The following is a 22696-nucleotide window of genomic DNA, read 5'->3' as shown; positions in this document are numbered from 1 at the left end:
GTTCTCTCCGTACGGTGTCCTGGGGTGAGCACCCCTGGGCGGCCTTAGTGCGAAGGGGTGGCTTTGCCAAGGAGCGGCGGACCGCGCGTTAATACCAGCATGCGCTACGTGATCACGGGTGCCAGCCGCGGCATCGGTTTCGAGTTCGTGCAGCAGTTGCTGCGACGCGGAGAGACGGTGGACGCCGGGGTGCGTGCCCCGGAGATGGCGCGTCGGCTGGAGCCGCTGTTGCATGAGTCGGGCAACCGGCTGCGGATCCACCCCCTGGACGTCACCCAGGCGGACAGCGTCAAGGCGTTCGCGGCGAACATCTGCCGCGAGCCGGTGGACGTGCTCATCAACAACGCGGGCGTGCAGGGCCAGTGGGTGGGGCTGCACGAACTGGACTACGCGGACCTGGAGCGCACGTTCGCGGTGAACGCGCTCGGGCCGCTGCGCATCACCTCCGCGCTGCTGCCCGCGCTGCGGCATGGCCTGGGCCGCAAGGTGGCGCACGTCACGTCGCGCATGGGGTCGCTCTCCAGCAACACGGAAGGGGGCGCGTACGCCTACCGCATGTCCAAGGCCGCGCTGAACATGGGCGTGCGTTCCATGGCCAACGACCTGCGCCGCGACGGGCTGGCGTTCGTGCTGCTGCATCCCGGTTGGGTGCGGACGGACATGGGCGGGGCGGATGCGCCGCTGCCCCCGCGCGACTCGGTGAGCGGGATGCTGCGTGTCATCGACGGGCTCTCGCTGGAGCACTCCGGCCGCTTCTTCGACTACGAGGGCACGGAAGTCCCCTGGTAGTCCGTTCGTCCGCGCGCGGTGTCCGGGGGTGAACGCGCCCCGCAGGACACCGGAGCCTGGCGGAGCCTGGCGGAGCCTGGCGTCGCCTGGAGGCAGGCAGGCAGCCCCGCGGTGCGAGGCCCTCCCTGGCGTCCGCCCGCTTTCGTCCCCATCTCGTCGCAGGACGTGGGCGACGGTCGAGGCGGCTCAGGGGGACGGAATGGGGCGGCGGTATCTGCCGGTGGCGTGGGTGGCGGCCTGTTTTGTGGCGTGCAGTCCCGGAGCTTCCACGCCGTCGAATGAGCCGGGGGCCGTGACACCGCCGGGCGAAGAGTCCCCGCCGGTGACGACTCCGCCCGACGAAACCCCGGACACCTGGCCGCCCCCGGTCGACCCGCCTCCGCCCGACGACGAGACGCCCGACGAGGAGCCGCCGCCGGAGGAGGAGCCGCCCCCCGTGCTGACGGCCTGCGCGCCGGAGCCCGCTGCCGACGCGGCGGTGTCCGAAGCCGAACGCAAGGCCCGGCGCACCTATGCGTGCACCGGCATCGCGCTGGAGGGCACGCTGGTGTCCGCTGCGGGCACCCCGGTCGCCAACACGGTGGTGCGGGTCGGGACCGCCGAGGCGCGCACGGGCGCGGACGGCCGGTTCCGCTTCCCCGCGCTGCCCCGGCACAACCGGCTGCTCCAGGTGGACGCGGAGGGCTTCCGTCCGGCCGTGGTGGCGGTGGAGCTGCGCCGCGGCCTGTCGGAGACGCGCGTGACGCTGCCCCCGGTGCGGCTGTCCCCGAAGGACGGCGTGCGGATGCTCTTCGGAGGCGACGTGTCGCTGGGCCGGCGCTTCCTGGACCCCGACGACACCACGCCCCGCAACCAGATGCCTCCGGACGACCCCGCGGCGCTCATCCGCGTGTCGGATCCGCTGCCGGGCACGAAGGCGGTGTTCACCCACGTGCGGCCGTACTTCCAGGCGGCGGACTTCCGCGCCGTGAACCTGGAGACGCCGGTGACGGACTCGCCCACCACGCCCCACGACGAGAAGGCGTACGCGTTCTTCACGCTGCCGGGCTCGCTGCCCGCGCTGCCGTGGCTGGGCGTGGACTACGTGAGCCTGGGCAACAACCACGTCTACGACTACCTGGCGCCGGGGCTCAACGACACGCTCGCGCACGTGGCCGCGACGGGCATGGCCTTCAGCGGCGCGGGCCGCGACGAGGTGGAGGCCTTCGTCCCCGCGCGCGTGTCGCTGGCGGGCTCCGGCTACAGCCTGGTGTCCATGTGCTCCATCACCGGCAGCGCGCATGAACAGCAGTACGTCGCGGGGCCCAACCAGGGCGGCGCGGCGGACGCGCGGGACATGGCGCGGGCCTCCGCGCTGCTCGGCGCGGAGCGTGCGCAGGGCCGGGTGCCGGTGGCGGTGCTGCACACGGGCGTCGAGTACAGCGTGCGGCCCTCCACCCCCACCGCGCAGCGGATGCGCGACCTCATCGACGCTGGGGCGGGGCTCGTCATCGCGCACCACCCGCACATCCCGCAGGGCTTCGCGCGCCACAAGGGCGTGCTGATGGCGCAGTCGCTGGGCAACCTCGCCTTCGACCAGGACCGCCTGGAGACGATGGTGGGCCTGCTCGCGGAGGTGGAGGCGACAGGGGCGCGCGTGGACCGCGCCCGCGCCCTGCCGGTGTACATCGAGGACTACCGCCCCCGGCCCATCGCGGGCGACCTCGCGGAGTCCTTCCTGCGCAACCTGGCGGAGCTGTCCCGCGAGGGCGGCGTGGAGCTGGTGCCGCAGCCCTCGTGGGGCGAGGTGCTGCCCGCGGGCGCGCACGCGGCGGTGAGCGAGCGCACCGTGGACGTGCCGGTGACGGTGGACGTCAACGGCCGCGCCACGGTGGACCTGCGGGCCCTGCGCCGCGGAGGTGAGTCCGTCGCGGTGGCTCGGCTCGCTGGCGAGGGGACGCTCGCCGGCGTGAAGCTGAAGGCCGGGCGCGACGTGCTGCTGCACGGCGACTTCGAGGACCACGACGTGGACGACGACGTCAACGAGGCGCCGCGCTGGGGCCTGGAGTACGGCGCGGGCTTCGTGTGCCAGGACGGTCCGCGCCGGGGCGCCGCGGCCCTCTGCCAGCGCAAGGGCGCCGTGCCGCTGGTCAACCGCTTCCGGCCGCCGGGCTTCGCGGAGGGGCCGCCCCACCGCGACCTCACGGCGGTGGCGTGGCTCAAGGGGCAGGGCGGCGGCGCGTTCTCCGTGGGCGTGCAGTACCTGCCCGTGGAGTCCTATTCACTCTTCGGGGAGCAGACGCTGCTGCGCCACGACGGCGGCACCTTCGACTGGAAGCAGGTGTCCGAGGACCTGCGCTTCCCGGCGGATCCGCCCCGGCCCAACCTCTGGAACGCGCCCTGGGCCCTCAACCTCACGCTCCACACCGCGTCCCCGAAGACGGGGCAGGGCGTGACGGTGGTGGACGACCTGGCGCTGGTGGCCTGGGAGCGCCAGGCGACCAGCGCGACGCTCACGCTGGAGACGCCGCATGCGCGGGACTTCGTGCGGGTGGAGGCGCCCGCGGGCACGTACACGCTGCGCGTCACCTTCCGCGAGCACCGCGTGCCCTGAGGCCCCAAGGCTCGGAGTTCGGAGTTCGGAGCCCGGAGCCTTCAGGGAAACAGCAGCTGCGTCTTCCAGCCGTCGCCCTCGCGCAGGTACAGGTTGCGCTCGTGCAGGCGGCTGGGGCGGCCGTGCCAGAACTCGATGCGGTCCGGCACCACGCGGAAGCCGCTCCAGTGCGGAGGCCGCTCCACCGGCCGACCCTGGAAGCGCGCCTCCACCTCCGCCACGCGCGCGTCCAGCAGCTCGCGCGTCGGCAGCTCCTCGCTCTGGAGGCTGGCCCACGCGCCAATCTGGCTGCCGCGCGGCCGGCTCTGGAAGTACGCGTCCGCCTCCGCGTCCGACACCACCTCCACCCGACCTTCGATGCGCACCTGCTGCTCCAGCGGCACCCAGTGGAAGCACAGCGCGGCCACGGGGTGCGCGGTGAGCTGGCGCCCCTTGCGGCTGTGGAAGTTGGTGAAGAAGACGAAGCCCCGCGCATCGAAGTCCTTGAGCAGCACCACCCGGGAGCTCGGGCGGCCCGCGTCGTCCACCGTCGCCACCACCATGGCGTTGGGGTCCACGGGGATGACCTGTTTTGCCTGGGCGAAGACGTCGGCGAAGCGCTGGATGGGGTCGGGCGGGATCATCACGCGCCGCACCATAGGAAACCCCGCCCCGGCGCGCACGTTCGCGGTTGACTCCCGGTCTGGACTCGCAATGGTGCGTTCATGAAGATTCTCTTCATCGCCTCGGAGGTCACCCCCTTCTCGAAGACGGGGGGACTGGGAGACGTCGCGGGGGCCCTGCCCACGGCGCTCGCCGCGCTGGGGCACGACGTGAAGATCGTCACGCCCCGCTACCAGGATGTGCGCAACACCGGACACCTGGAGCCCACCGGACAGTCGCTGGTGCTGCGCTTCCCCTTCGGTGAGACGGGCGGCCCCGTCCTGTCCGCGCGCCTCTCCGAACGGCTGGAGGTCTGGTTCCTGGAGAACGAGGTCTTCTTCGGGGGCCGCAAGGGGCTCTACGGCGACGGGGGCGGTGAGTTCGCGGACAACCCCCGCCGCTACGCCTACCTGTGCGTGGGCGCGCTCCAGGCCGCGCAGCGGCTGCGCTTCTTCCCGGACATCATCCACCTGCATGACTGGCAGACGGGGCTGGTGCCGGTGGCGCTGCGCCGGGGCTTCCAGGGCACGCCGCTCGGGCGCGCGAAGTGCGTCTTCACCATCCACAACCTCGCGTACCAGGGGCAGTTCCCCAAGGGGACCATGGCCGACCTGGGGCTGCCCTGGGACCTCTTCACCCCGGAGGGCGTGGAGTTCTACGACCAGGTGAACTTCCTCAAGTCCGGGCTCGTCTTCTCCGAGGCGCTCACCACCGTGTCGCCCACGTACGCGCGCGAAATCCAGACCGCGGAGCAGGGCTACGGGCTGGACGGGCTGCTGCGCCGCCGCTCGCACGCGCTCACCGGCATCCTCAACGGCATCGACGCGCACGAGTGGAACCCGCGCACGGACTCCTACCTGCCGGAGCACTACGGCCCGGACGACCTCGGCGGCAAGGCGGTCTGCAAGCGCGCCCTGCTGGAGCGCTTCGGGCTGCCCCCGGACGACGGCGCGCCGGTGTTCGGCATCGTCAGCCGGCTGGCGTGGCAGAAGGGCGTGGACCTGCTGCTGGAGACGATGCCCTCCGCGCTCCAGGCGGACCTGCGCTTCGTCGCGGTGGGCAACGGCGACCCCGGCCTGGAGGAGGGGCTGCGCGCGCTGCAGGCCCGCTACCCGAAGCAGGTGGGGGTGCACATCGGGTTCGACCCGGCGCTGTCGCACCTGGTGGAGGCGGGGTCGGACTTCTTCCTGATGCCCAGCCGCTACGAGCCCTGCGGCCTGAACCAGATGTATTCACTGCGCTACGGCACGGTGCCCATCGTCCGGGCCACGGGCGGGCTGGTGGACACGGTGGAGGGGGGGCTGGACGGCAACGGCATCCTCTTCGAGTCCTTCCACCGCACCGCGCTCCTGGCCGCCATCCGCCGGGCCATGTCCCTGTACGCGGATCCCGTGCGCCTGAACGACTTCCGGGGGCGGGGGATGGGGAAGGATTTCTCCTGGGCGGCGTCCGCCCGGAAGTACGAGGCCCTCTTCGCCTCCCTGCTGACGGAATAGTGGGGCGGCTCCCAGAACCGCGATAGTCTTGCAGTCGTGGCGGAAGCTCCGGACCTGGGTGGCTATGAGGTGGTCGGCCGGTTGGCGGTCGGTGGCATGGCCGAGGTGTATCAAGCGCGTGCCCGTGAGACGACGCAGCGCTCCCCGGGAGAGCCCGAGGAAGTCGTCATCAAGCGGCTGCACCCGTCCTTCCGCAACGACCCCGCGTATGTGAAGGCCTTCGTCGACGAGGCGAAGCTGACGGTGCGCCTGCGAAGCGCGTACATCGTGCGGACGTTCCGGCTGTTCCGCGCCGGCCCCGACTACCTGATGGTGCAGGAGCTCGTGAGTGGCCGGACGCTGGGCTACATGCAGGAGCTGCTCATCAAGGCCGGCGCCGCGATGCCGCCCGAGTCCGCCTGCTACATCGCGTGGTGCGTGCTCAAGGCGCTGGACTACATCCACCGCGCCAAGGTGGGGGAGAACGGCGCCACCATCGTCCACCGCGACGTGAACCCCGCCAACGTGCTGCTGGGCATCCAGGGCGACGTGAAGCTCACCGACTTCGGCGTGGCCGAGGTGGAGGGGATGATGCGCGGCGACTCCGGCGCGCTGCGCGGCACGCTGCCGTACATGAGCCCGGAGCAGGTGCTGGGGCAGGCGGTGGACGCGCGCACGGACCTGTACGCGGTGGGCGTGATGCTCTGGGAGCTGTGGGGCGGCCGTCGCCTCTTCACCGGGGAGAACGAAGCGCAGCTCATGCACCAGGTGCGCGACGCGCGCGTGCCGCTGCTCTCCACGGTGTCGCCGGACCTGCCGCACTACGCGGCGCAGGTGGCGCGCAAGGCGCTGTTCGCGGACCGGGCCCGCCGCTTCCAGTCCGCGGCGGAGTTCATCAAGGCGCTGGAGGTGCTGGCGCGCCGCGCGGGCTGGCCCCTCACGGTGGAGGCGCTGCAGCCTCTGCTGGGCGGCTGATGCGCTCGCGCCGGGCGGTGCTGGGGCTCGCGCTGGGGTGGGCCCTGCTCGGAGCCGGTTCAGGCTGCCTGGGCGTGGTGCCCTTCCAGCCGCGCGCCTACGACGGGGCGGTGCGGGTGGAGGCGGTGGACCTGGCCTTCACGCGCGACGGCACCGGGGCGCTCACGCTGACGCTCAAGGTGCGCAACCCGTCCTCCGACGCGGCCACGGTCACCCGCGTGGACTTCGACCTGCGGGTGGATGGGCGGCGGCTGGCCACGGGCGAGCAGGTGCTGGGCGAGCCGCTGGATGGACAGCGTGAAATCCCCCTGGAGATCCGCTTCCCGCTGGCGGTGGCCCGCTCGGCGGCGCGGCCGGAGCCCACGTCGCACGCGGTGCGGGTGGAGGGCGGCGTGGTGCTGCGCTTCGGCGGTTCCGAGCGGCGGGCGCCCTTCCGGGACGCCCGCTCGCTGGAGGTCCCGTGGATGCCGGGCGCGGCGGAGTCCTCCCCGGCTCCGTGAAGGGCCCTCGCGTCCTTCAGCGCCTCAGCGCTTTGCTTCGGAGGACGGGGCGGAGCCGGAGTCCGCGTGTGACTCGGAGTCGGCGCGGCGCGGAGTGCCCTGCGCGTCCTCCTTCGGCGCGGTGCCGTCGCGGGGCGTGCCGTCCGGGAGGCCGGGCACGATGCTCTTGATGCGCATCATCCGCACGCGGTCGATGCGGGCCCCTTCCTTGGTGGCCACGACGAACTGCCAGCCGTTGTAGGTGAAGCGCTCGCCCACGTCGGGCAGGTGGCCCGCGAGCGAGGACAGGTAGCCGCCCAGCGTGTCGAAGTCGCCTTCCGGCAGGGGGAAGCCGAAGACCTTCGTGAACTGATCCACCTCCATGGCGGCGTCCACGAGCGAGCTGCCGTCGGCCATCTTCTCGACGAGCTTCTCCTCCACCTCGAACTCGTCGCCGATGTCGCCCACGATTTCGCGGAGGATGTCCTCCAGGGTGACGACGCCCATGAAGCCGCCGTACTCGTCGACGACCATGGCCATGTGGATCTTCCGCTTCTGCATGTCCCGCAGCAGGTCGCCCACGGGCTTCATCCACGGCACGAAGTGGGCGGGGCGGATGACGTCCTGCAGGACGATGAGCTCCGGGTGCTGGAGCAGCGGGATGAGGTCGCGCGCGTGCAGCACGCCGACGATGTGGTCCACGTCGTCGTGGAACACCGGGATGCGCGAGTGGTTCTCCTCCGCGAGGATGCGCAGCACTTCATCCGGCGGCGTGGTGACGTCCACGGAGATGACGTCCGTGCGGTTGACCATCACGTCGCGGCAGCGCTTGTCGGACAGCTCGAAGATGGAGCGGATGAGCTGCGGGGCGCTCTTGTCCACCTCGTTGCGGGCGGCCTGCGCGGCGAGCAGCTTCTCCAGCTCCTCCAGGGGCGGGGGCGGCGGCTCGAAGCGCAGGGTGCGGCCGAAGGTGCGGGCGCCCAGGTTGAGCAGGCCCAGCATGATGCGCATGGGCGGGTAGAGCACCAGCACCAGCACGGACACGAGGAACGCGAGCCTGAGGGCCCAGCGCTCCGGGTTGCCGTTGGCGAGCCCGCGCATCGTGACTTCCATCAGGGTGGCGAGCACGCCCACGAAGAGGGCGCCCGCGCACACGGTGGCGACGGGCACCCACGCGGCCTCGCCGTAGCGGCTGAAGTCCAGCATGCGCGGGGGCACGAAGGCGCCAATGGCGGCGGCGAGGAAGCCGCTGAGCACCATGCCCAGGCGCAGGGCGGTGGCGGTGGCTTCACGGTGCGTCTTGTGACGGAGCACGCGGCGGGCGGCGGTGGTCTTGCTCTCCTCCGCGAGCTCCTGGGCGCGCAGGTCCGAGGTTCCGTAGAGCGCGGACTCCGCGGCGGCGACCAGGGACCTCATGAAGCCAAGGGCCAGGCAGGCGACCCAGAGGGTCCAGGTAGGCATAGGGCGTCGTTCTTATCCCGTGCTAGAGGGCCATACCACCGTGACGGGAGGCATCATGCGGGGACGTCGGATGTACGTCATTGGCGGCCTGCTGGGCCTGCTGGCGCCCACGGAGGCGCTCTGCTGGCCCGTGGACCAGGCGCTCACGCTGGAGCCGGGCAAGGAGCGCTTCGTCAAGCTGACCGCCGTGGACTGGGTGGAGGTGGCGGATCCGTCCGTGGTGTCGGCGGAGGCGCTGCCGGGGAGCGGCGAGCTGCTGCTGACGCCCGGGCCCCAGGGGGCCGGCGTGACGGACCTGCTGCTCTACGCGGAAGGGCGCTTCGCCGTGTGGCGCATCATGGTGGGGCCCATCGAATTGCAGAACACGGAGCCCCTGCTCGCGGCGGCGACGAAGGCGTGTCCGGGCCTGAAGGCGACGCAGGGCGTGGAGCGTTCGCTGACGGTCACGGTGGGGACGACGGCCTGTCGCAAGTCGCTGCACGACCTGCTGCGCACGCAGGCGTTCCAGGCGCGGGAGCTGGACGTGACGTTCGACGTCACCCAGCTCCAGGCGCAGCTGGAGGACTTCGCGGCGGGGATGCCGCCGGGGCTGTCGGTGCGCTACAGCGGCGCGGGGCTGGTGCTGTCGGGCAAGACGGACCGGGCCGGGCACCGCAAGGCGCTCTGGGAGCTGTTCCGCCGCGCGGTGGGGCGCGTGCCGCTGGAGGACCGCACGGAGGTGGAGGCGCCTGCGAAGCCGGAGATGTCGCCCGAGGACCGGGCCGCCCAGGACGCGACGGTGTCGGACGTGCCGGCGCCGGACGCGGGGACGCCGGATGCGGGGACTCGGCCGGTGAAGGGCAAGGCGAAGCCCGCGGTGCCGGGCAAGAAGCAGCGCTGAGGCCTGTCCCGCGGACGTGCCCTTGGACGTGCTCCGCGCGGGGTCCGCTTGCGGTATGACTTCAGCTGGAGGTCCGACGATGACCGGTGGAGTGATGCGCGCGGGGTTCGCGCTGGTGTTGGCGCTGACGGCGTGGCCCGAGGCCGCGCGGGCGCAGGTGGATGAGGACAACGGCGACGCGGTGGTGGTGGACATGCCGGATCCGGACCGGGGCTGCCCGGTGAAGCCGGAGTTCCTGCCGGTGACGCCCATGGGCCTGGTGGGCATCGAGCGGCTGGGCTGGCTGGTGCACCAGGCCATCATCCCGCCCGGGAAGGACAAGTTCTTCCAGGCGGGGGCGCGCAGCCGTTCCGGCGTGAAGCCGGTGCCGGCGGAGATGGCGCGCAAGCTGGGGGCGCCCGACTTGAAGGTGCCGCTCTGGGTGTTCGGCAAGGCGGACGCGAAGGCGTGCAAGGCGACGCCCATCACGTGGTGGGCGGTGCGGATGGGCACGGACGAGGACCGGCAGACGTACCTGATGGCGGAGCTGCAGACGGACTGCGAGCTGCTGCCGCCGGGGCGCCTGTCGGGGACGCCGCTGGTGCTGCGGCAGAAGGAAGAGCCCACGGGGTGCAGGCTGCGCCGGCCCAACCGCCAGCAGACGGGCAAGGAGACGGACGGCATTCCTCCGGACTACGCGGAGCACATCCCGCCGCAGGACTGCTCGGCGCCGGAGTGCTCGCGGCTGTGGGAGTACTTCGGCGTCACGGGCGAGGACAGCGCGGGCGCGTTTGATTTGACGGTGTCCTATCTGCACCGCAACGGCAGCAACCCGTGCAACTGGGCGACGGAGGACCTGTCGAAGTTGTTCGTGAGGGCGCCGGAGAGCACCGCGCTGCAGGAGCTGAAGCCGGGAGGCGTGCTCTTCGGAGGCCTCTGGGACTTCAACGGCCTGCGCTACATCCTGAGCCGGCAGATGGGTGTGTTCTACGCGTACGACTACCAGAAGCTGAAGGCCCCGCCGAAGGCCGTGCGCTACGGAAGCCCCACGGAAGAGGACCTCATCCACGCGAAGCGCAGCCTGTCGCCCTGCAAGAAGTAACGCGCGGCTCCCACGGGTAGGGCCAGCCACGGGCCCCTGGACGCCGGACTCCGGCAGCCAGGGGCTTTTTGCTGGGAAAAGCACCTGATTCGCACGAACTGCTCAATAAAAAGCGGGCGGGCCGTTCTTGCTGTGTCCGCTTGAAGCCCAAAGCTCCCCCAGGCGGACGCACGAAGGATTCCGAAGTGCTTCGCACAACCCCTGTCAGGGGTGTGCCCAGCCGCGCGCTGGTCAGGGGAGTGTTCATGGTGCTGTCTGAGCTGTTCCGCGCGTGCCGCGAGGCCGCGCTCGTCTTGCTTGCGTTGTTCGTCGCGGTCGTGCTGGCGGGGGGAACCCCAGCCGCCGCCGCTCCGTGCAGCGCGGGTGATACCACTCCCCATACCTGCTCGCAGGGCGCCTGCGGGGGCGTCGCGTCCTGCGTCGGGACCACATTGGGAGAGTGCGAGCCCACGGGTGTGTCGAGCTCGACCTGCAATGTCTGTGGCCGCACTGGATACAGGACCTGCACGGACTTCACGGTCAATCCGCAGTCCTGTACGGCCTATCGAAGCGAACTCTGTAACGGTTGTGACGACAACGGCAATGGTCAGGCGGACGAAGGGCTCACCGGCGCGCCTTGCACAATGCCCAATGGGTGCTCGGGAGTCATGGCGTGTTCGGCTTCCGGTGCCGTGTGCGTCCTGGGACCAGATAGCCGCAAGGCTTGTAGCACCTGCGGAGCAGGTGGGACCCTGGCCTGTCTGCCAAACGGTGCGTTCGGACCCTGCCAGCCCCCGGTGGCGTCACGTGAAATGTCCTGCAATGACTGCGATGACGACCGGAACGGAACTGGAGACGGCAATCCGAATGTCCAGGAGGCCTGCAATGGCCTGGATGACGATTGTGACGGTCGGGTCGACGAAGGGGGGCAGGGTTGGGAAGGTGAGGTGTGTGGTCTGAGCAGCAGCTCCTGCTGCCCCGCGACCTGCGCCTCGTTGGGGAAGAACTGCGGAAGCATTTCGGACTTCTGTGGGCGGACCCTGGAGTGTGGCTCTTGCCAGGGGGGACAGGTCTGTGGAGGAGGGGGCGTGGCGAACGTCTGCGCAACCTGCGCTTATGTCTCCAGGGACGCCGCCTGTGCGGGTAGGAATTGTGGAACGGTTTCGGATGGCTGTGCAGGTTTCCACGCCTGTGGCCCGGAAACCTGCGCCAGTCCCCAGACGTGTGGTGGCGGCGGTGCGCCCAACGTGTGTGGCTGCACGCCAGTCTCCTGGGACGTGGCCTGCAATGGGAAGAACTGCGGCGCGGTGCCCAATGGCTGCGGAGGGACCTACACGTGCGGAAGTTGTACGTCGCCGCAGACCTGCGGCGGTGGAGGAACCGCGAATGTCTGTGGTTGCACCGCCATTCCCCAGGCCACGGCCTGCGCAGGGAAGAGCTGCGGCACGGTCAGCAACGGGTGTGGCGGGGTCTATACCTGTGGCACCGCCTGCACGAGTCCCAAGAGTTGTGGTGGAGGAGGAACCCCCTACGTCTGTGGGTGCACGCCGCTCCCGCTCTATGAGGCCTGCGGGGATCGAGAGTGCGGCAGTGTCCGCAATTCGTGTGGAGGGCTGGCGGATTGCGGAACATGCACGTCTGGGTCGACGTGCAAGTTCGGCATTTGCAAGAGCAATCCAGGTGGGTTTCGTTCAACGGACGGGGGGCTGTAATGGGAACTGAGTTCAGGAAGTCAGAGCCGCGTCATTCGAAGCAGTTCCTCGCCACGTTCGTTCTTGCGTTCTACGTCGTCCAGTTGATGGGAAGTTGTGGTCCCATTCCCGCGGAGGAAGGCACGCGGGCGATGTCCGCGGCTTCGGCCCGTCTGACTGGAGAAACAAGCCTGACGTTGCCCGCGTCGACGGTCCTGCCCACGGAGACCGTGAACGGCGTCGCCACGGGACTGACCCTGGGCCGTCTGGATGTCTCCTCGGATGGCGCCGCGGCCTACGCCCTGCCCCTGTGGGTTCCTCCAGGGCGGGCGGGCATCCAACCGTCGCCGACGCTGTCCTACAACAGCCGTGGCGGCAACGGCCTGCTGGGCATGGGCTGGTCCGTGAGCGGCTTCTCTCGCATCACCCGCTGCAATCCCTCTCTAGACGGGGCGGGGAAGCGCCTGTCCCTTCAGTTCAACCAGGCGGATGACCTCTGCCTGGACGGTGCGCGGCTGGTGCTCATCACCGGAACCGCGGGCGCCATCGGCGCGCGGTACCGCACGGAGATCGACACCTTCTCCCAGGTGACGGTCACCGACGCGGACGCACACAGCCCGAAGCAGTTCGAGGTCCGCACCCGCGACGGGCGGATCCTCACCTACGGTGGTTACGGTGGGACCGCGGAAGGCTCCGTGGTGGAGGGCCCTCGGGTGATCGTCTCGGCTGTTCCCCCGTCATGGGTTTCAGCGACGTACACCGGGGCGCCTCGCGTCCGGTACGCCTGGTCCGTCTCGAAGGTCGAGGATCGCAGCGGCAACTTCATGCAGGTGCGCTACACCCGCACGGAGAGCGACTCCGCCGTCGAGCAGGTGCCGTCCGCCATCGAATACACGGGCTCGACGACTGTTCCCCAACTCCAGCCGCTCCGACGCGTCACCTTCCATTACGAAAGCCGGCCGGACGCGGATGTCCACTACGTTGCGGGCTTGAAGCTGAAGTCGTCCCAGCGGTTGACCCATATCTCCATGGTGGCTCCTGTGGACTCGCAGGGCGCGGTCATCGAGCGGCTCCGCGAGTACCGCTTCACCTATCAGAACAACAGCGTTTCGAAGCGCAGCCTGCTGGCCACCATCGAGGAGTGCGATGGAAAGGACGTCTGCCGCAGCCCGCTCCAGTTTGAGTGGGAGAAGGGCCTCGAGCCGAACCCCGACAACAACTACGAGAAGATCAACACGGGGATCACGGACGTGGCCGCCAACGGGGTCGTCTACCCGAATGATCCCCTCCAGAGCGCTGACTATCTGGGCCTCGACTTCTGGACGCTCCAGACGCTGGACATCAACGGCGACGGCCGGGACGACATCCTCTACCGGTACACCGGCGTGATGAGCAATGGCGTGCGTCTGCCTCCCGTCTGGAGGTACCGGCTCTCGACCGGGCTGGGCTTTGGCCCCGCGCAGGCCGCCAACAATCTCCCCAGGGCCGTGGTGGGGGATTCGCTGGATGAGCTGATCACCGTCGACATGGACATGGATGGGAAGACCGACATCATCGGCTTGAACCGGGTGAACTCCGCTCATCCCACGGCTCCCTGTGACGGGCACTACCAGCTCTACCGCTCCACGGGGTATGGCTTCGAAGCGAAGTGGAACAGCGGCGAGGAGCTCTACGACCTCTGCTACGACTCCGTGCAGGACGTGCCGGCCCCCATCATGCACGTCGCGGACCTGGACGGTGATGGCAGGCCGGACCTGCTGCGCTCGCGTCAGCCGATCGCGTCCGCGAGCGTCGCGAACTGGAGCTACCGCCTCAATACCACCAGCGATGCCGGGGTGACCTTCGCGGCGCCCACCCGCATCGGAGGGGACTTCGCGCGGACCGCGGCGCCCGCCGGCTATGCGACGGACATGGACGGGGATGGCGCTGTCGATGTGTTGTTGCGGCAGCCTGCTGCCACCACGACGGTGGACGGCTTCGAGCAGTTCTATTCGGCGGTAGAGGTCGCCCCGATGCCGTGTCCCGGTGGCCCCACGGGGACGTCGTGTCCGGCGCAGACGAGCGCCACCCTGTCGGCCCTGCCCTGGGACTCCATCCAGCGGCCCCAGGGCCCCTATCACCACCTGCAGCGGTGGTTCCTGGACGTCAACGGCGATGGCCTCCAGGACGTTGTGAGCATGGCGAAGGAGGCGAAGATCGGCGGCGTGCGCACGCCCCGGGATCTCCTGCTCTCGCTGAACACAGGCGTGGGCTACCTGCCGCCCGTGCACCTCGACATTCCGTTGGGCGCGATGCCCAGCCCTGCCCAGGTCAACGAAGGGCGCTACATTGACAACGGGGTCCGCATCCTCGACTTCAACATGGACGGCAAGCAGGACCTCCTGTTGATGGACGCGTTCAATGACGGGGTCTATCCAAACTCCGTGAGCCGCTCGAAGGTGACGGTCCTCGAGTCGACAGGCAGTGGCTTCGTGCCCCGGCCCCTGACAACCATCCCCACGGGAATCAGCACGGGCAGTGGCGGCTCCCTCCAGCCCCAGTCGCAGCCGGGAACGGGCTTTGGCTACCGCCTGTCGCGCCTGTTGGATGTCGACGGCGATGGCCTGACGGACCTGGTGCAGGCGGAGCCCACGGGAAACCTCAACGAGTTCTCACTTCAAATCTACCGCCGCCAGAACGTCCGACCCGACTTGATGAAGGTCGTGGTGGATGCCAATGGCAATCGGACGACGGTGGGTTACAAGGCTTTGACGGACTTCCGTTACGGCACCTCCCTCTATACGCCGGGAGCATGCACCTATCCCCAATACTGTGGTTCGTCCGCGCTCCCAGTGGTCGGAAGTCTGCAGGCCCCGGATGGCCGGGGGGGAACCCGCTTCGCGAGTTTCAGCTACGTGGACAGCCGGTACGCGCTCCGAGGCCAGGGCTGGTTGGGGTTCGCCTCCAGGACCACCTACGACGCGACCACCCAGCAGACATCCACGGTGCGGATGGACAACACCCGGCAGGCCGGGTCGCTCTATCCCTGGGCACGTCTGCCATACCTGGAGACGTCCTCGATTCCCGCGTCCGCCAGTGTGACCCTTTCGCGGCAGGCCACCCGGAAATGGGAGCTGCGGAACGGGCCCGAAAACCGGACGAAGTTCCTGTGCCCGATCCTCGGGTTCTCCTCCGAGTCCGACAGCCAGCAAGGTCAGTTCCGAGACGTCGTCACCCACCGGGACTGTGATGCCTACGCCAACATCGTGAGCGAAGAAACGCTCGTGGCGAACGATGCCCAGGACATGAACCCCGGCCGCCATTGGGTGGGGGTGAGCTACTCGAACTACACGCCCAACTGGACGCTGGGCATGCCGATGTCCAGGACCGAAACGGACCACATTCCCGAAGATGCGCAGCACCCTGCGGGAGGCTTTGCCTCGCGCACCGTGCGCTTTAGCTACTGCACGCAGGATGAGTACCAGGAGGAGGAGACGGAGCAGTGTCCGTACTCCAACCTGCTGCACAAGGTCGTCGTCGAGCCGGATGCGACGGGGACGGCGGGCACCGACGTCTGGCTGGCGACGACGGTGGCACGGGATGCGACAGGACAGGTGACGTCCCAGAAGCAGCGGATCCGTCAGGGCATCGTCAAGTCCTTCTCGCTTCGCGAGTACGACCCTGCGGAACGCATCTTCCCGGTCGTGGACCAGACCTTCCTGGCCGACGACCTCTCGGCTCCGTCACACCGCATGGAGCGGCTGTATCACCCGGGCCTGGGCGTGCTGGCCATCCAGCAGGACGCCAATGGCGTGCGCGAGGAATGGCGCTACGACGGGTTGGGCCGTCTGAGGAGGCAGAGCGCTCCGTACCGGGTGGGAAGCCAGGCGGTCGCGTCCACGGCGCACAAGACGGTGAGTTACGGAAAGGAGCAGTCCCGGACGACCGTCACCGTGAAGCAGGACGGAGGCGGGGAACACGTCAGCCTCCTGGATGGCTTCGAGCGCCTCGTCGAGGAGCGCGAGAGGGCTTCGGACGGAAGTTGGAGCCATGTGTCCCGGGAGTACGACGCGTTGGGGCGTCTGTGGCGGCAGTCCTTCCCCTATTCCGCCTGGGAAACGCCCTCGTTCACCGTCTTCTCCTATGACAAGGCAGGACGGCTGCTCCAGCAGGAGGCCGGGGGCTTCATCAAGGCGGTGCGCACGTACGAAGGGCGCAACGTCCGGCAGCGGAGTGGCGCGACGGAGCGGCGGCTCCTGGTCAACGCCCGTGGGCAGGTGGTGGAAAGCCAGGACTTCAAGACGGTGGGCAACCCCCAGGGTGCCGTCATCACACGCCTGGGCTACGGCCCCTTCGGGGTGCTGGATTCCGTGGTGGATGCCAATGGCAACCTCACCACGATGAACTACGATGTCCTCGGGCGCCGCACGCTGCTCGTGACGCCGGAGGCAGGTGCCTCCGAGACCCGCTACGATGCACTGGGCGCCGTCCGCGAACAGACCGACTCCCTGGGGAACGTCACCACCTTCGTGCGTGACTTCCTGGGACGGCCCGTGTCGGTGCATACGCCGGAGGGCGTCTCTCGCTTCGAATGGGACACCGCTCCGTTCGGCGTGGGAGCCCTGGCCTGGAGCAGGGCCGGTCCTTCCGCTGTCTCGAGCCCGGCGGACGTGGTGCTGACGTACGGCTACGACGCCCTGGGCCGTTCACTGTGGGAAACCACGAGCGTGGATGGGGGGGCCAGCACGTACCGGATCGACAGGGGCTACGACGCCTACGGACGCATGGCTTCGCTCATCTACCCGCAGGTCGATTCCCAACTGCGTCTGGGAATGACCCTGGAGTACAACAGTCACAACGGGCGGTTCAGCGGGATCCGCGACACCGTCACGGGGCAGCCCTACTGGCGCGCCCTGGAGAGCAACGCCGCGGGACAACTGACGCGAGAGCTCTTCGGCAACGGAGTTTCGTCCCTGCGCCGTTACGACAATCAGGGCCAGCTCCGGTTCATTGAGACGCAGGGCGGCCAGGGCGTGCTCCAACGCAACGCCTATGCCTGGCATGCGGGGGGCCAACTCCGCCTGCGGAATGACTTGCTGGGCAACGTCATGGAGGGCTTCTCCTACGATACGCTGAACCGGTTGACGAAGTGGGACGTCAAGACGGCCTGCAACACCTCGACGACGGACTTCGCGTACGACAGCGTCGGTAATCTGCTGCATCGCAGTGTGGTCCAACAGGGAGCGGACGCGTTCACCGAGCAGCAGGACTACCGGTACGGCGAGGCAGGGGCGGGGCCCAATGCGATGACCGGGCTGGGCGGAGAGGTGTTCGGGTATGACGACGCTGGCAATCAGCTCTCCTGGGCGGCGCCCAACGGGGATTACCGCCAGGTGACGTACACGTCGTTCAGCCTGCCCAAGGTCCTTGAGTCAGCGCAGGCAGGGCAGCTGGATTTCAATTACGACGCCTTCCAGCAGCGGGTCTCGAAGCTGCGCAATAACGGGGACTCCACGCTCTACGTATCGGGGCTCTACGAAAAGAGGCAGACGGCGGGAGTTGTCTCGCATGCCTTCCGGATTCCCGGCGCGAACGGGCCGGTGGCTCAGGTGCAGTGGACCGCGGGGAGTGGTGGTTTCGACATCGAGACCCTCTATCTCCACGGCGATCACCTGGGTTCGGTTGAAACCATCTCGAATCAGGCGGGAGGCGTGTTCCGGCAACGGAAGTATCAGCCCTTCGGCGCGCAGGCGAACCCCTCCAATCCGACGCAGCGGGTGCTGCCGACGACGGGCTCCATCCGTAGGGGCTTCACGGGCCATGAAGACGACGCGGAGTTCGCGTTGGTGAATATGGGAGGACGGCTCTACGACCCGCGCGCTGGCCGCTTCCTGTCGGCGGACCCGTTCGTTTCCGCGCCGTTCTCCAGCCAGGGATACAACCGTTACAGCTATGTCTTCAACAATCCCCTGTCCATGACGGACCCCTCAGGCTTCACCGCCGAAGGCCTCACCGGATGTTACGGTGAATGCGGTTCAGGGGGTGGAGTGGGGCTGGATCTGACCAACCCTGGGGCGAGGATTGTCACCTGGGTGGCCGACATGGCCGTCAGTGCGGTCCACGCGGTCGCCGAAACCTTCACGGGTGTCTCCGATTGGAACGGCACTGCGCACAAGATGGATGCGGTAGGAGATGGGGCCAGTGACGCCGTCTCCAAGATGGCAAGTTCCGCCTGGGAGCATGAGGCCAACAGGTCTTTGGGTGACCGAGCGCTGTCCGCATCCTATCCATCGATGTACGCCGGAATGCAGACACTGCTCACGCCAGTCGAGGGTGGGATGTCGGGCTACGCCCATGGTGGAATTCTGGGCGCAGGGATGGGCTCGATAGATTCAGTGGTTCCTGTATTCAGCACCTGGAACGCCTTCTCCAATGCGACAGATGCTTGGTCTCAGGGAAACTACAGAGGCCTGGGTTTCAATGGAACCATTGCCATGGTGGCGGTAGTCGCCGTCGCCGGAAGCTTGACTGACGGGGCTGGTCTGGCAAAAGAGTTTGATTTGGCTCTTGGAGTGGCAACGCATGGGAAGACTGGAAGTCCCCTGCTGCTTAATCGATTTGCAAGTCATGTGGAGGCCAGGACGTATGGTCAGCTTCAAGGGTCTTGGTGGCCAGGTAGCATGGAGAGGCTTCAGGAGACGTTGACGGGCTATATGCATGATGCGCGACGGATTCATTTCAACCTGGACCAGTTCGATCTTGAAAGGTTTGGGCGATTCGCGAAAGATCCTTCGTTTGCCGAACATAATGTGACGAACTGGGAGCTTGATCAGATTTTGAATGACTCGACGCTCCTACGGAAGACCATTTTCTATGGGCCCGGCGGCGTTGTTGTTGCGCCTCCTGGTTTGTAGAGAGAAAGGGTGTGCAGGATGGAAATCATTGAGCTGAATGATAGGTTGGCAAGGTGTCGAGGTGGGATGGGTCGCCTTTGGGATTACAGTTCCACGCACAGCAGGCTGGCAATTGAATGGAATGTTCAGGGCGAGCGACCCGCGTATCTGGTTCTTCTTGGGTGCTCGGACATCCGGATGCCAACGGTGTGGGTTGCCGAAAGCCCCTGTGTCCGCGCCGAAGGTGAGGGGTTCGTCTTTACGGACAAAGACGTTCAAATCGTATTCATGTACGAGTTCCAGTTTCGCGAGGACTATCATCGCTGAATGGCATGAGCCTGGAGCGATTCAGTCTCCGCGTTGCAAGTCGGGAAGTGAATTGCTGAGGTGTGGGCATGCAGGACAGCGAATGGGTTGTAGATCTGATTGAGCAGTACCTGGGTTGCGTACGCGCCTTCTCGGAGCGCTTATGCCGTGCCATGGGGCAGGAAGATTTGCTGTCCGGACGGCGGAGCAAGGAAATACCGAGAGTGGGCACTACGTCGGACGGTCTGGAATTCGCGTTCCATGGAATTGGATGCCGGTTCTCGGATGGAGAGTCCAGTGTGGACTTTGACTTCACGCCGGATGGGAAGATGAGTGGCTTTGACGCCTGGCGACTCCACGAGTTCTCCAGGGACAACGCCTCATCGGGCGGAGAGCGCTCACCCGAGGAAGTTAAAGAAGCGCTCAAGAGGCTCCTGAACCGAGGGCTCATTGAGCCACTGCCCGGGTCCTCGCTGTATCGGTTTCGCACGCGGTTGCGGATCGTGAAGTGACGTGAGCTTCCAGGACTGAATGATGGTCGATGACTATTCGAAGGCTTTTGCGGATATCGTGAAAGTGGTCTTCCCCCAGGCCAGGGCCCAAGCGGACGGAACCTGGATTGAAGAGTGGGAGCTCAAGACCGCTGGGCCGGTGAAGCTCGTCTCTGCTGACGACCTTGCGCGGCTCGGGCGGGCGATGTCCCAAGCTGACTTCCAGGTCGAGGCTGTTCAGCGCTCTGAAGACCTGTTTGTGCTGAAGGTCGTGATGTTCGCGGATGCGAAGCAGGGACGCTTCTTGTGGAATTCTTACGGCATGCTCCAGATTTTTGATGAGCATTTGGCGCCCATTGCGTTTGTGCAGGGGCAGCCACGCAAGAGTTGGGTTTGTCTCCGCAACAGGCCGTCTCAGGGGTAGGCGCGCCCATCAAGCGGTTGCCTCCATCCGGCCCGCTCAGTGCGCGCTGGACCCGTGGTACGTCTTGCGCAGCTTCAGGGTCGGTACTTCCACCGTGCCGTTCTGCCCGTTCTGACAGAACCACAGGGAGCCGCGCGGCGCGGCGCCGTTCTGGCCATGAGACAGGCCGTTGTAGACGGAGCCGGCGATGAGGTAGCGGAACACCTGGGGCGCGCTGGCGCTCACCAGGGTGTTGTTCTGCTGCATCTCCTTCCAGGCGACGCAGTACTGCCGCAGGGCCGCCCAGGCCCCCTTCGAATACCGGGGGCTCGCCAGCATCCAGACCTCAATCTGGGGACACGTCTCCGTGTCCCCTTCGTCGGCGGCGCCGTAGTTCATCGCTTCGCAGACGGCGTCCGCGAGGTTGTTGTTGAGCGTCACGTCCCCCTGCGCCTGCCACCCCGTGAGCCGCGACAACTTGAAGCGGCGCATCGACAGCGCGTCGTCCTCGGTCAGCGACGGGCTCATGAACGCCTTGGGCTCCGGGAGCGCGAACGCGCCGCCGCCGTGCGGCCCCACGCCCGCGTCCAACACGTAGCCGCCCCACGTGTACATGAGGAAGAGCGACCAGGCGTCCTTCACGAAGGCCCGGTACGAGGGAGGCGTCGCCAGGGCCAGGCCCCAGTTCAGGATGTCTGTCATTGCCGCGACCGCCCAGTCGTCGGACTCCTGGTACCAGTAGTACCAGCGGTAGGCCCGGCCTCCTGCCCTCGCCAGGAACGCCTGCATGCCCCGCACGGTGACATTCGCATGCGCGGCGAAGTCCCGCTCGTACGTCGCGACCTGCGCGTCGAGACACCAGAAGTAGATCTTCACGCCCGTTCCCACGCGCGCCGCCAGCCGCTTGGGCTCGTCGATGTCCCGGCTGCGGTCCGTCGGAGGGGGGCCAATCCAGGTGTAATGGACATCCATCCGGGCAGTCTACGTCGCTCCGGCTTCCGTTTCCGTCCACGGCCCCTGCCGCGTGGGCTCCTTCAGCGCCTCCTTGAGCGCCGCCAGGAACCGCTTGCGAGGCCACGGCTCCGCGCCAAAGCGCTCCAGGTGCTCCGTCTCCACCTGGCAGTCGATGAGCTGGAAGCCCCAGCCCCGGAAGCGCTCCACCGCCGTGGCGAACGCCACCTTCGACGCGTCCGGCGCGAGCGCGAACATGCTCTCCCCGAAGTACGCCGCGCCCAGCGACACGCCGTACAGCCCGCCCACCAGCACGCCGTCCTGCCACGCCTCCACCGAGTGGGCGAGCCCCAGCTCGTGCAGCGTCACGTACGCCTGCTTCATGGCGTCGGTAATCCACGTGCCGTCCTGCCCCGGCCGGTGCACGCGCGAGCACGCGTCGATGACCTTCGCGAACACGGTGTCGTAGCGCACGGTGTACGTGCCCCGGTTCATCACCTTGCGCAGCGAGCGGCCCACGTGGACCTTCGCGGGCTCCAGCACGAAGCGCGGGTCCGGCGAGTGCCAGAGGATGGGCTGCCCCTCGCTGTACCAGGGGAAGATGCCCTGCGAGTAGGCCGCCACCAGCCGCTCCGGGCGCAGGTCGCCGCCCACCGCCAGCAGGCCGCTCTTGTCCGCCTTGGCCGGAGGCGGGAACAGCTCCGGCTCGTCATCGCTCAACAGGTAGATGGGCACTGTCGCGCCCCAGTCTAGCGGGACACGTTGAGCTTCACGTCACCCTTCAGCGTGTAGGGCAGCTGCAGCATGGGGCCCTTCACCTCCCCCTTCACGCTGTAGGGGAGCACGCCCTTGGCGATGAGCGCCTTGACGCCCGGTCCCCACGTCTGCTCCGTCACCGACACCTCCACCGGGTACACGCCCGTCGCGGACGCATCCACCGTGTCCGACTGTCCGACCGTGCCCTCCGCCAGCGGCCGGTCCGCCACCGCCACCTGGTAGCTCAGCGAGTCGAGCCGCAGCGGGAACGGGTTCGGGTTGCGCACGCCCAGGCGCAGGTTGATCTGCACCTCCTCGGGCGAGTAGCGCGCGCCGTCCAGCTCCTCCACGACGACCTCCGGCATCCGGGGCACGCGCACCGCGCGGCTCGCGGCGAAGGGCAGCGTCTCCTCGGTGTCGCCCGAGCGCACCACCAGCGTGCCGCGCAGCGCGATGAGCACCGTGCCGCCCTGGGCGCTCAGGCGCGCCAGGTCGTCGGGGCCCTTCACGTAGGCGGACTTCTCCTCGAAGGAGAAGTCGGCGGGCGTGCCCGGCGCGAACGGCACGCCCAGCTTCTGCGAGCCCTTGCGCAGCACCTGCCCGTCGGCGACCAGCTCGTAGTCGGCGCGCTCCACCACGCCGTTGGAAGTGCCCGTCACCTGGCCGGTGTAGCGCACCGTGGCATCGGTGAGTCCCTGGGACACCACCGACGTCTCCTGCGCCGTGAGGGCAGGAGTGCCGCCGGAGCGGGCCGGGGTAGAGGCACACCCGGAGACGAGGGCGAACAGCACGGACACCAGGGAGGCCAGGACGGTCGAGCGATTCACGGCGGACATTCTGGGGAGGTCGGGGGCTGGCCCCAAGGGGTTTTC

The 22696-nt window shown here is 68.2% G+C and carries 15 protein-coding genes; 10 read left to right on the top strand and 5 right to left on the bottom strand.

Translation table 11 applies throughout. The annotated features are described in order from the left end of the window. The first annotated feature begins 99 nt into the window (after nucleotides 1–99). The gene (locus D7X12_RS08470; RefSeq protein WP_120624758.1) at nucleotides 100–789 is read left to right on the top strand and encodes an SDR family oxidoreductase; all 690 of its coding nucleotides are present in this window, start codon (nucleotides 100–102) and stop codon (nucleotides 787–789) included. 322 nt (nucleotides 790–1111) lie between these two features. Further along, nucleotides 1112–3382 (top strand): CapA family protein, encoded by a 2271-nt coding sequence (locus D7X12_RS08460; protein ID WP_158620005.1) that lies wholly within the window; start codon nucleotides 1112–1114, stop codon nucleotides 3380–3382. Nucleotides 3383–3423: 41 nt separating this feature from the next. Here D7X12_RS08460 and pdxH read toward each other — a convergent pair whose 3' ends face one another. Then, nucleotides 3424–4020 (bottom strand): pyridoxamine 5'-phosphate oxidase, encoded by a 597-nt coding sequence (pdxH, locus tag D7X12_RS08455; RefSeq protein ID WP_120624755.1) that lies wholly within the window; start codon nucleotides 4018–4020, stop codon nucleotides 3424–3426. A 66-nt stretch (nucleotides 4021–4086) separates the two neighbouring features. Here pdxH and glgA point away from each other — a divergent pair, with 66 nt between their 5' ends. From glgA to D7X12_RS08440, 3 genes are read left to right on the top strand one after another with little or no spacing between them, the layout of a single operon-like run. Beyond that, nucleotides 4087–5520, top strand: a complete 1434-nt coding sequence (gene glgA, locus D7X12_RS08450; RefSeq protein WP_120624754.1) for a glycogen synthase GlgA — start codon at nucleotides 4087–4089, stop codon at nucleotides 5518–5520. 36 nt (nucleotides 5521–5556) lie between these two features. Then, nucleotides 5557–6474 (top strand): serine/threonine protein kinase, encoded by a 918-nt coding sequence (locus D7X12_RS08445; protein ID WP_120624753.1) that lies wholly within the window; start codon nucleotides 5557–5559, stop codon nucleotides 6472–6474. Further along, complete coding sequence (locus D7X12_RS08440) at nucleotides 6474–6974, top strand: LEA type 2 family protein (RefSeq protein ID WP_120624752.1); 501 nt, start codon at nucleotides 6474–6476, stop codon at nucleotides 6972–6974. Before D7X12_RS08445 ends, D7X12_RS08440 begins: the two co-directional genes overlap by 1 nt. A 24-nt stretch (nucleotides 6975–6998) precedes the next feature. On the opposite strand, the gene D7X12_RS08435 is transcribed toward D7X12_RS08440, so the two are convergent. Further along, on the bottom strand, nucleotides 6999–8414 hold the full coding sequence (locus D7X12_RS08435; RefSeq protein ID WP_120624751.1) for a hemolysin family protein: 1416 nt from the start codon (nucleotides 8412–8414) through the stop codon (nucleotides 6999–7001). Nucleotides 8415–8469: 55 nt separating this feature from the next. Between D7X12_RS08435 and D7X12_RS08430 the strand changes: the two genes are divergently transcribed. The 5 genes from D7X12_RS08430 (at nucleotide 8470) to D7X12_RS08405 (ending at nucleotide 20138) form a co-directional block, all read left to right on the top strand. Then, nucleotides 8470–9294 carry an Ig-like domain-containing protein gene (locus tag D7X12_RS08430; protein ID WP_120624769.1) on the top strand — a complete coding sequence of 275 codons (825 nt, stop codon included), beginning with the start codon at nucleotides 8470–8472 and terminating at the stop codon, nucleotides 9292–9294. 79 nt (nucleotides 9295–9373) lie between these two features. Then, on the top strand, nucleotides 9374–10375 hold the full coding sequence (locus D7X12_RS08425; RefSeq protein ID WP_120624750.1) for a hypothetical protein: 1002 nt from the start codon (nucleotides 9374–9376) through the stop codon (nucleotides 10373–10375). A gap of 1609 nt (nucleotides 10376–11984) precedes the next feature. Further along, nucleotides 11985–18938, top strand: coding sequence for an RHS repeat-associated core domain-containing protein (locus D7X12_RS08420; RefSeq protein WP_120624749.1), 6954 nt, complete (start codon nucleotides 11985–11987; stop codon nucleotides 18936–18938). Nucleotides 18939–19312: 374 nt separating this feature from the next. After that, nucleotides 19313–19735, top strand: coding sequence for a DUF6896 domain-containing protein (locus tag D7X12_RS08410; protein WP_120624747.1), 423 nt, complete (start codon nucleotides 19313–19315; stop codon nucleotides 19733–19735). Between the two features lie 19 nt (nucleotides 19736–19754). After that, complete coding sequence (locus D7X12_RS08405; RefSeq protein ID WP_120624746.1) at nucleotides 19755–20138, top strand: hypothetical protein; 384 nt, start codon at nucleotides 19755–19757, stop codon at nucleotides 20136–20138. Between the two features lie 36 nt (nucleotides 20139–20174). Here D7X12_RS08405 and D7X12_RS08400 read toward each other — a convergent pair whose 3' ends face one another. Genes D7X12_RS08400 through D7X12_RS08390 form a run of 3 tightly spaced genes read right to left on the bottom strand, consistent with a single transcriptional unit; the run spans nucleotide 20175 to nucleotide 22660 of the window. Next, on the bottom strand, nucleotides 20175–21089 hold the full coding sequence (locus D7X12_RS08400; protein WP_120624745.1) for a hypothetical protein: 915 nt from the start codon (nucleotides 21087–21089) through the stop codon (nucleotides 20175–20177). Nucleotides 21090–21098: 9 nt separating this feature from the next. After that, nucleotides 21099–21803, bottom strand: coding sequence for a leucyl/phenylalanyl-tRNA--protein transferase (gene aat / locus D7X12_RS08395; protein ID WP_120624744.1), 705 nt, complete (start codon nucleotides 21801–21803; stop codon nucleotides 21099–21101). 14 nt (nucleotides 21804–21817) lie between these two features. Further along, entirely contained in the window at nucleotides 21818–22660 is an 843-nt protein-coding gene (locus D7X12_RS08390; protein ID WP_120624743.1) for an LEA/WHy family protein, read from the bottom strand. Nucleotides 22661–22696: the final 36 nt, after the last annotated feature.

Origin of the sequence: Corallococcus sicarius, from assembly GCF_003611735.1 — a bacterium.
In the GTDB taxonomy this organism is placed as follows: Bacteria; Myxococcota; Myxococcia; order Myxococcales; family Myxococcaceae; genus Corallococcus; species Corallococcus sicarius.
Note: the sequence above shows the minus strand (reverse complement) of the source record. Positions and strands in the feature narration are given on the sequence as shown.

Bases quoted from the DNA above. Each gene is read 5' to 3' on its own strand.
- D7X12_RS08470 (WP_120624758.1), top strand. From the start codon at position 100: ATGCGCTACGTGATCACGGGTGCCAGCCGCGGCATCGGTTTCGAGTTC.
- pdxH (WP_120624755.1), bottom strand. From the start codon at position 4,020: ATGGTGCGGCGCGTGATGATCCCGCCCGACCCCATCCAGCGCTTCGCC.
- glgA (WP_120624754.1), top strand. From the start codon at position 4,087: ATGAAGATTCTCTTCATCGCCTCGGAGGTCACCCCCTTCTCGAAGACG.
- D7X12_RS08440 (WP_120624752.1), top strand. From the start codon at position 6,474: ATGCGCTCGCGCCGGGCGGTGCTGGGGCTCGCGCTGGGGTGGGCCCTG.
- D7X12_RS08435 (WP_120624751.1), bottom strand. From the start codon at position 8,414: ATGCCTACCTGGACCCTCTGGGTCGCCTGCCTGGCCCTTGGCTTCATG.
- D7X12_RS08430 (WP_120624769.1), top strand. From the start codon at position 8,470: ATGCGGGGACGTCGGATGTACGTCATTGGCGGCCTGCTGGGCCTGCTG.
- D7X12_RS08425 (WP_120624750.1), top strand. From the start codon at position 9,374: ATGACCGGTGGAGTGATGCGCGCGGGGTTCGCGCTGGTGTTGGCGCTG.
- D7X12_RS08420 (WP_120624749.1), top strand. From the start codon at position 11,985: ATGCACGTCTGGGTCGACGTGCAAGTTCGGCATTTGCAAGAGCAATCC.
- D7X12_RS08410 (WP_120624747.1), top strand. From the start codon at position 19,313: ATGCAGGACAGCGAATGGGTTGTAGATCTGATTGAGCAGTACCTGGGT.
- D7X12_RS08405 (WP_120624746.1), top strand. From the start codon at position 19,755: ATGATGGTCGATGACTATTCGAAGGCTTTTGCGGATATCGTGAAAGTG.
- D7X12_RS08400 (WP_120624745.1), bottom strand. From the start codon at position 21,089: ATGGATGTCCATTACACCTGGATTGGCCCCCCTCCGACGGACCGCAGC.
- D7X12_RS08390 (WP_120624743.1), bottom strand. From the start codon at position 22,660: ATGTCCGCCGTGAATCGCTCGACCGTCCTGGCCTCCCTGGTGTCCGTG.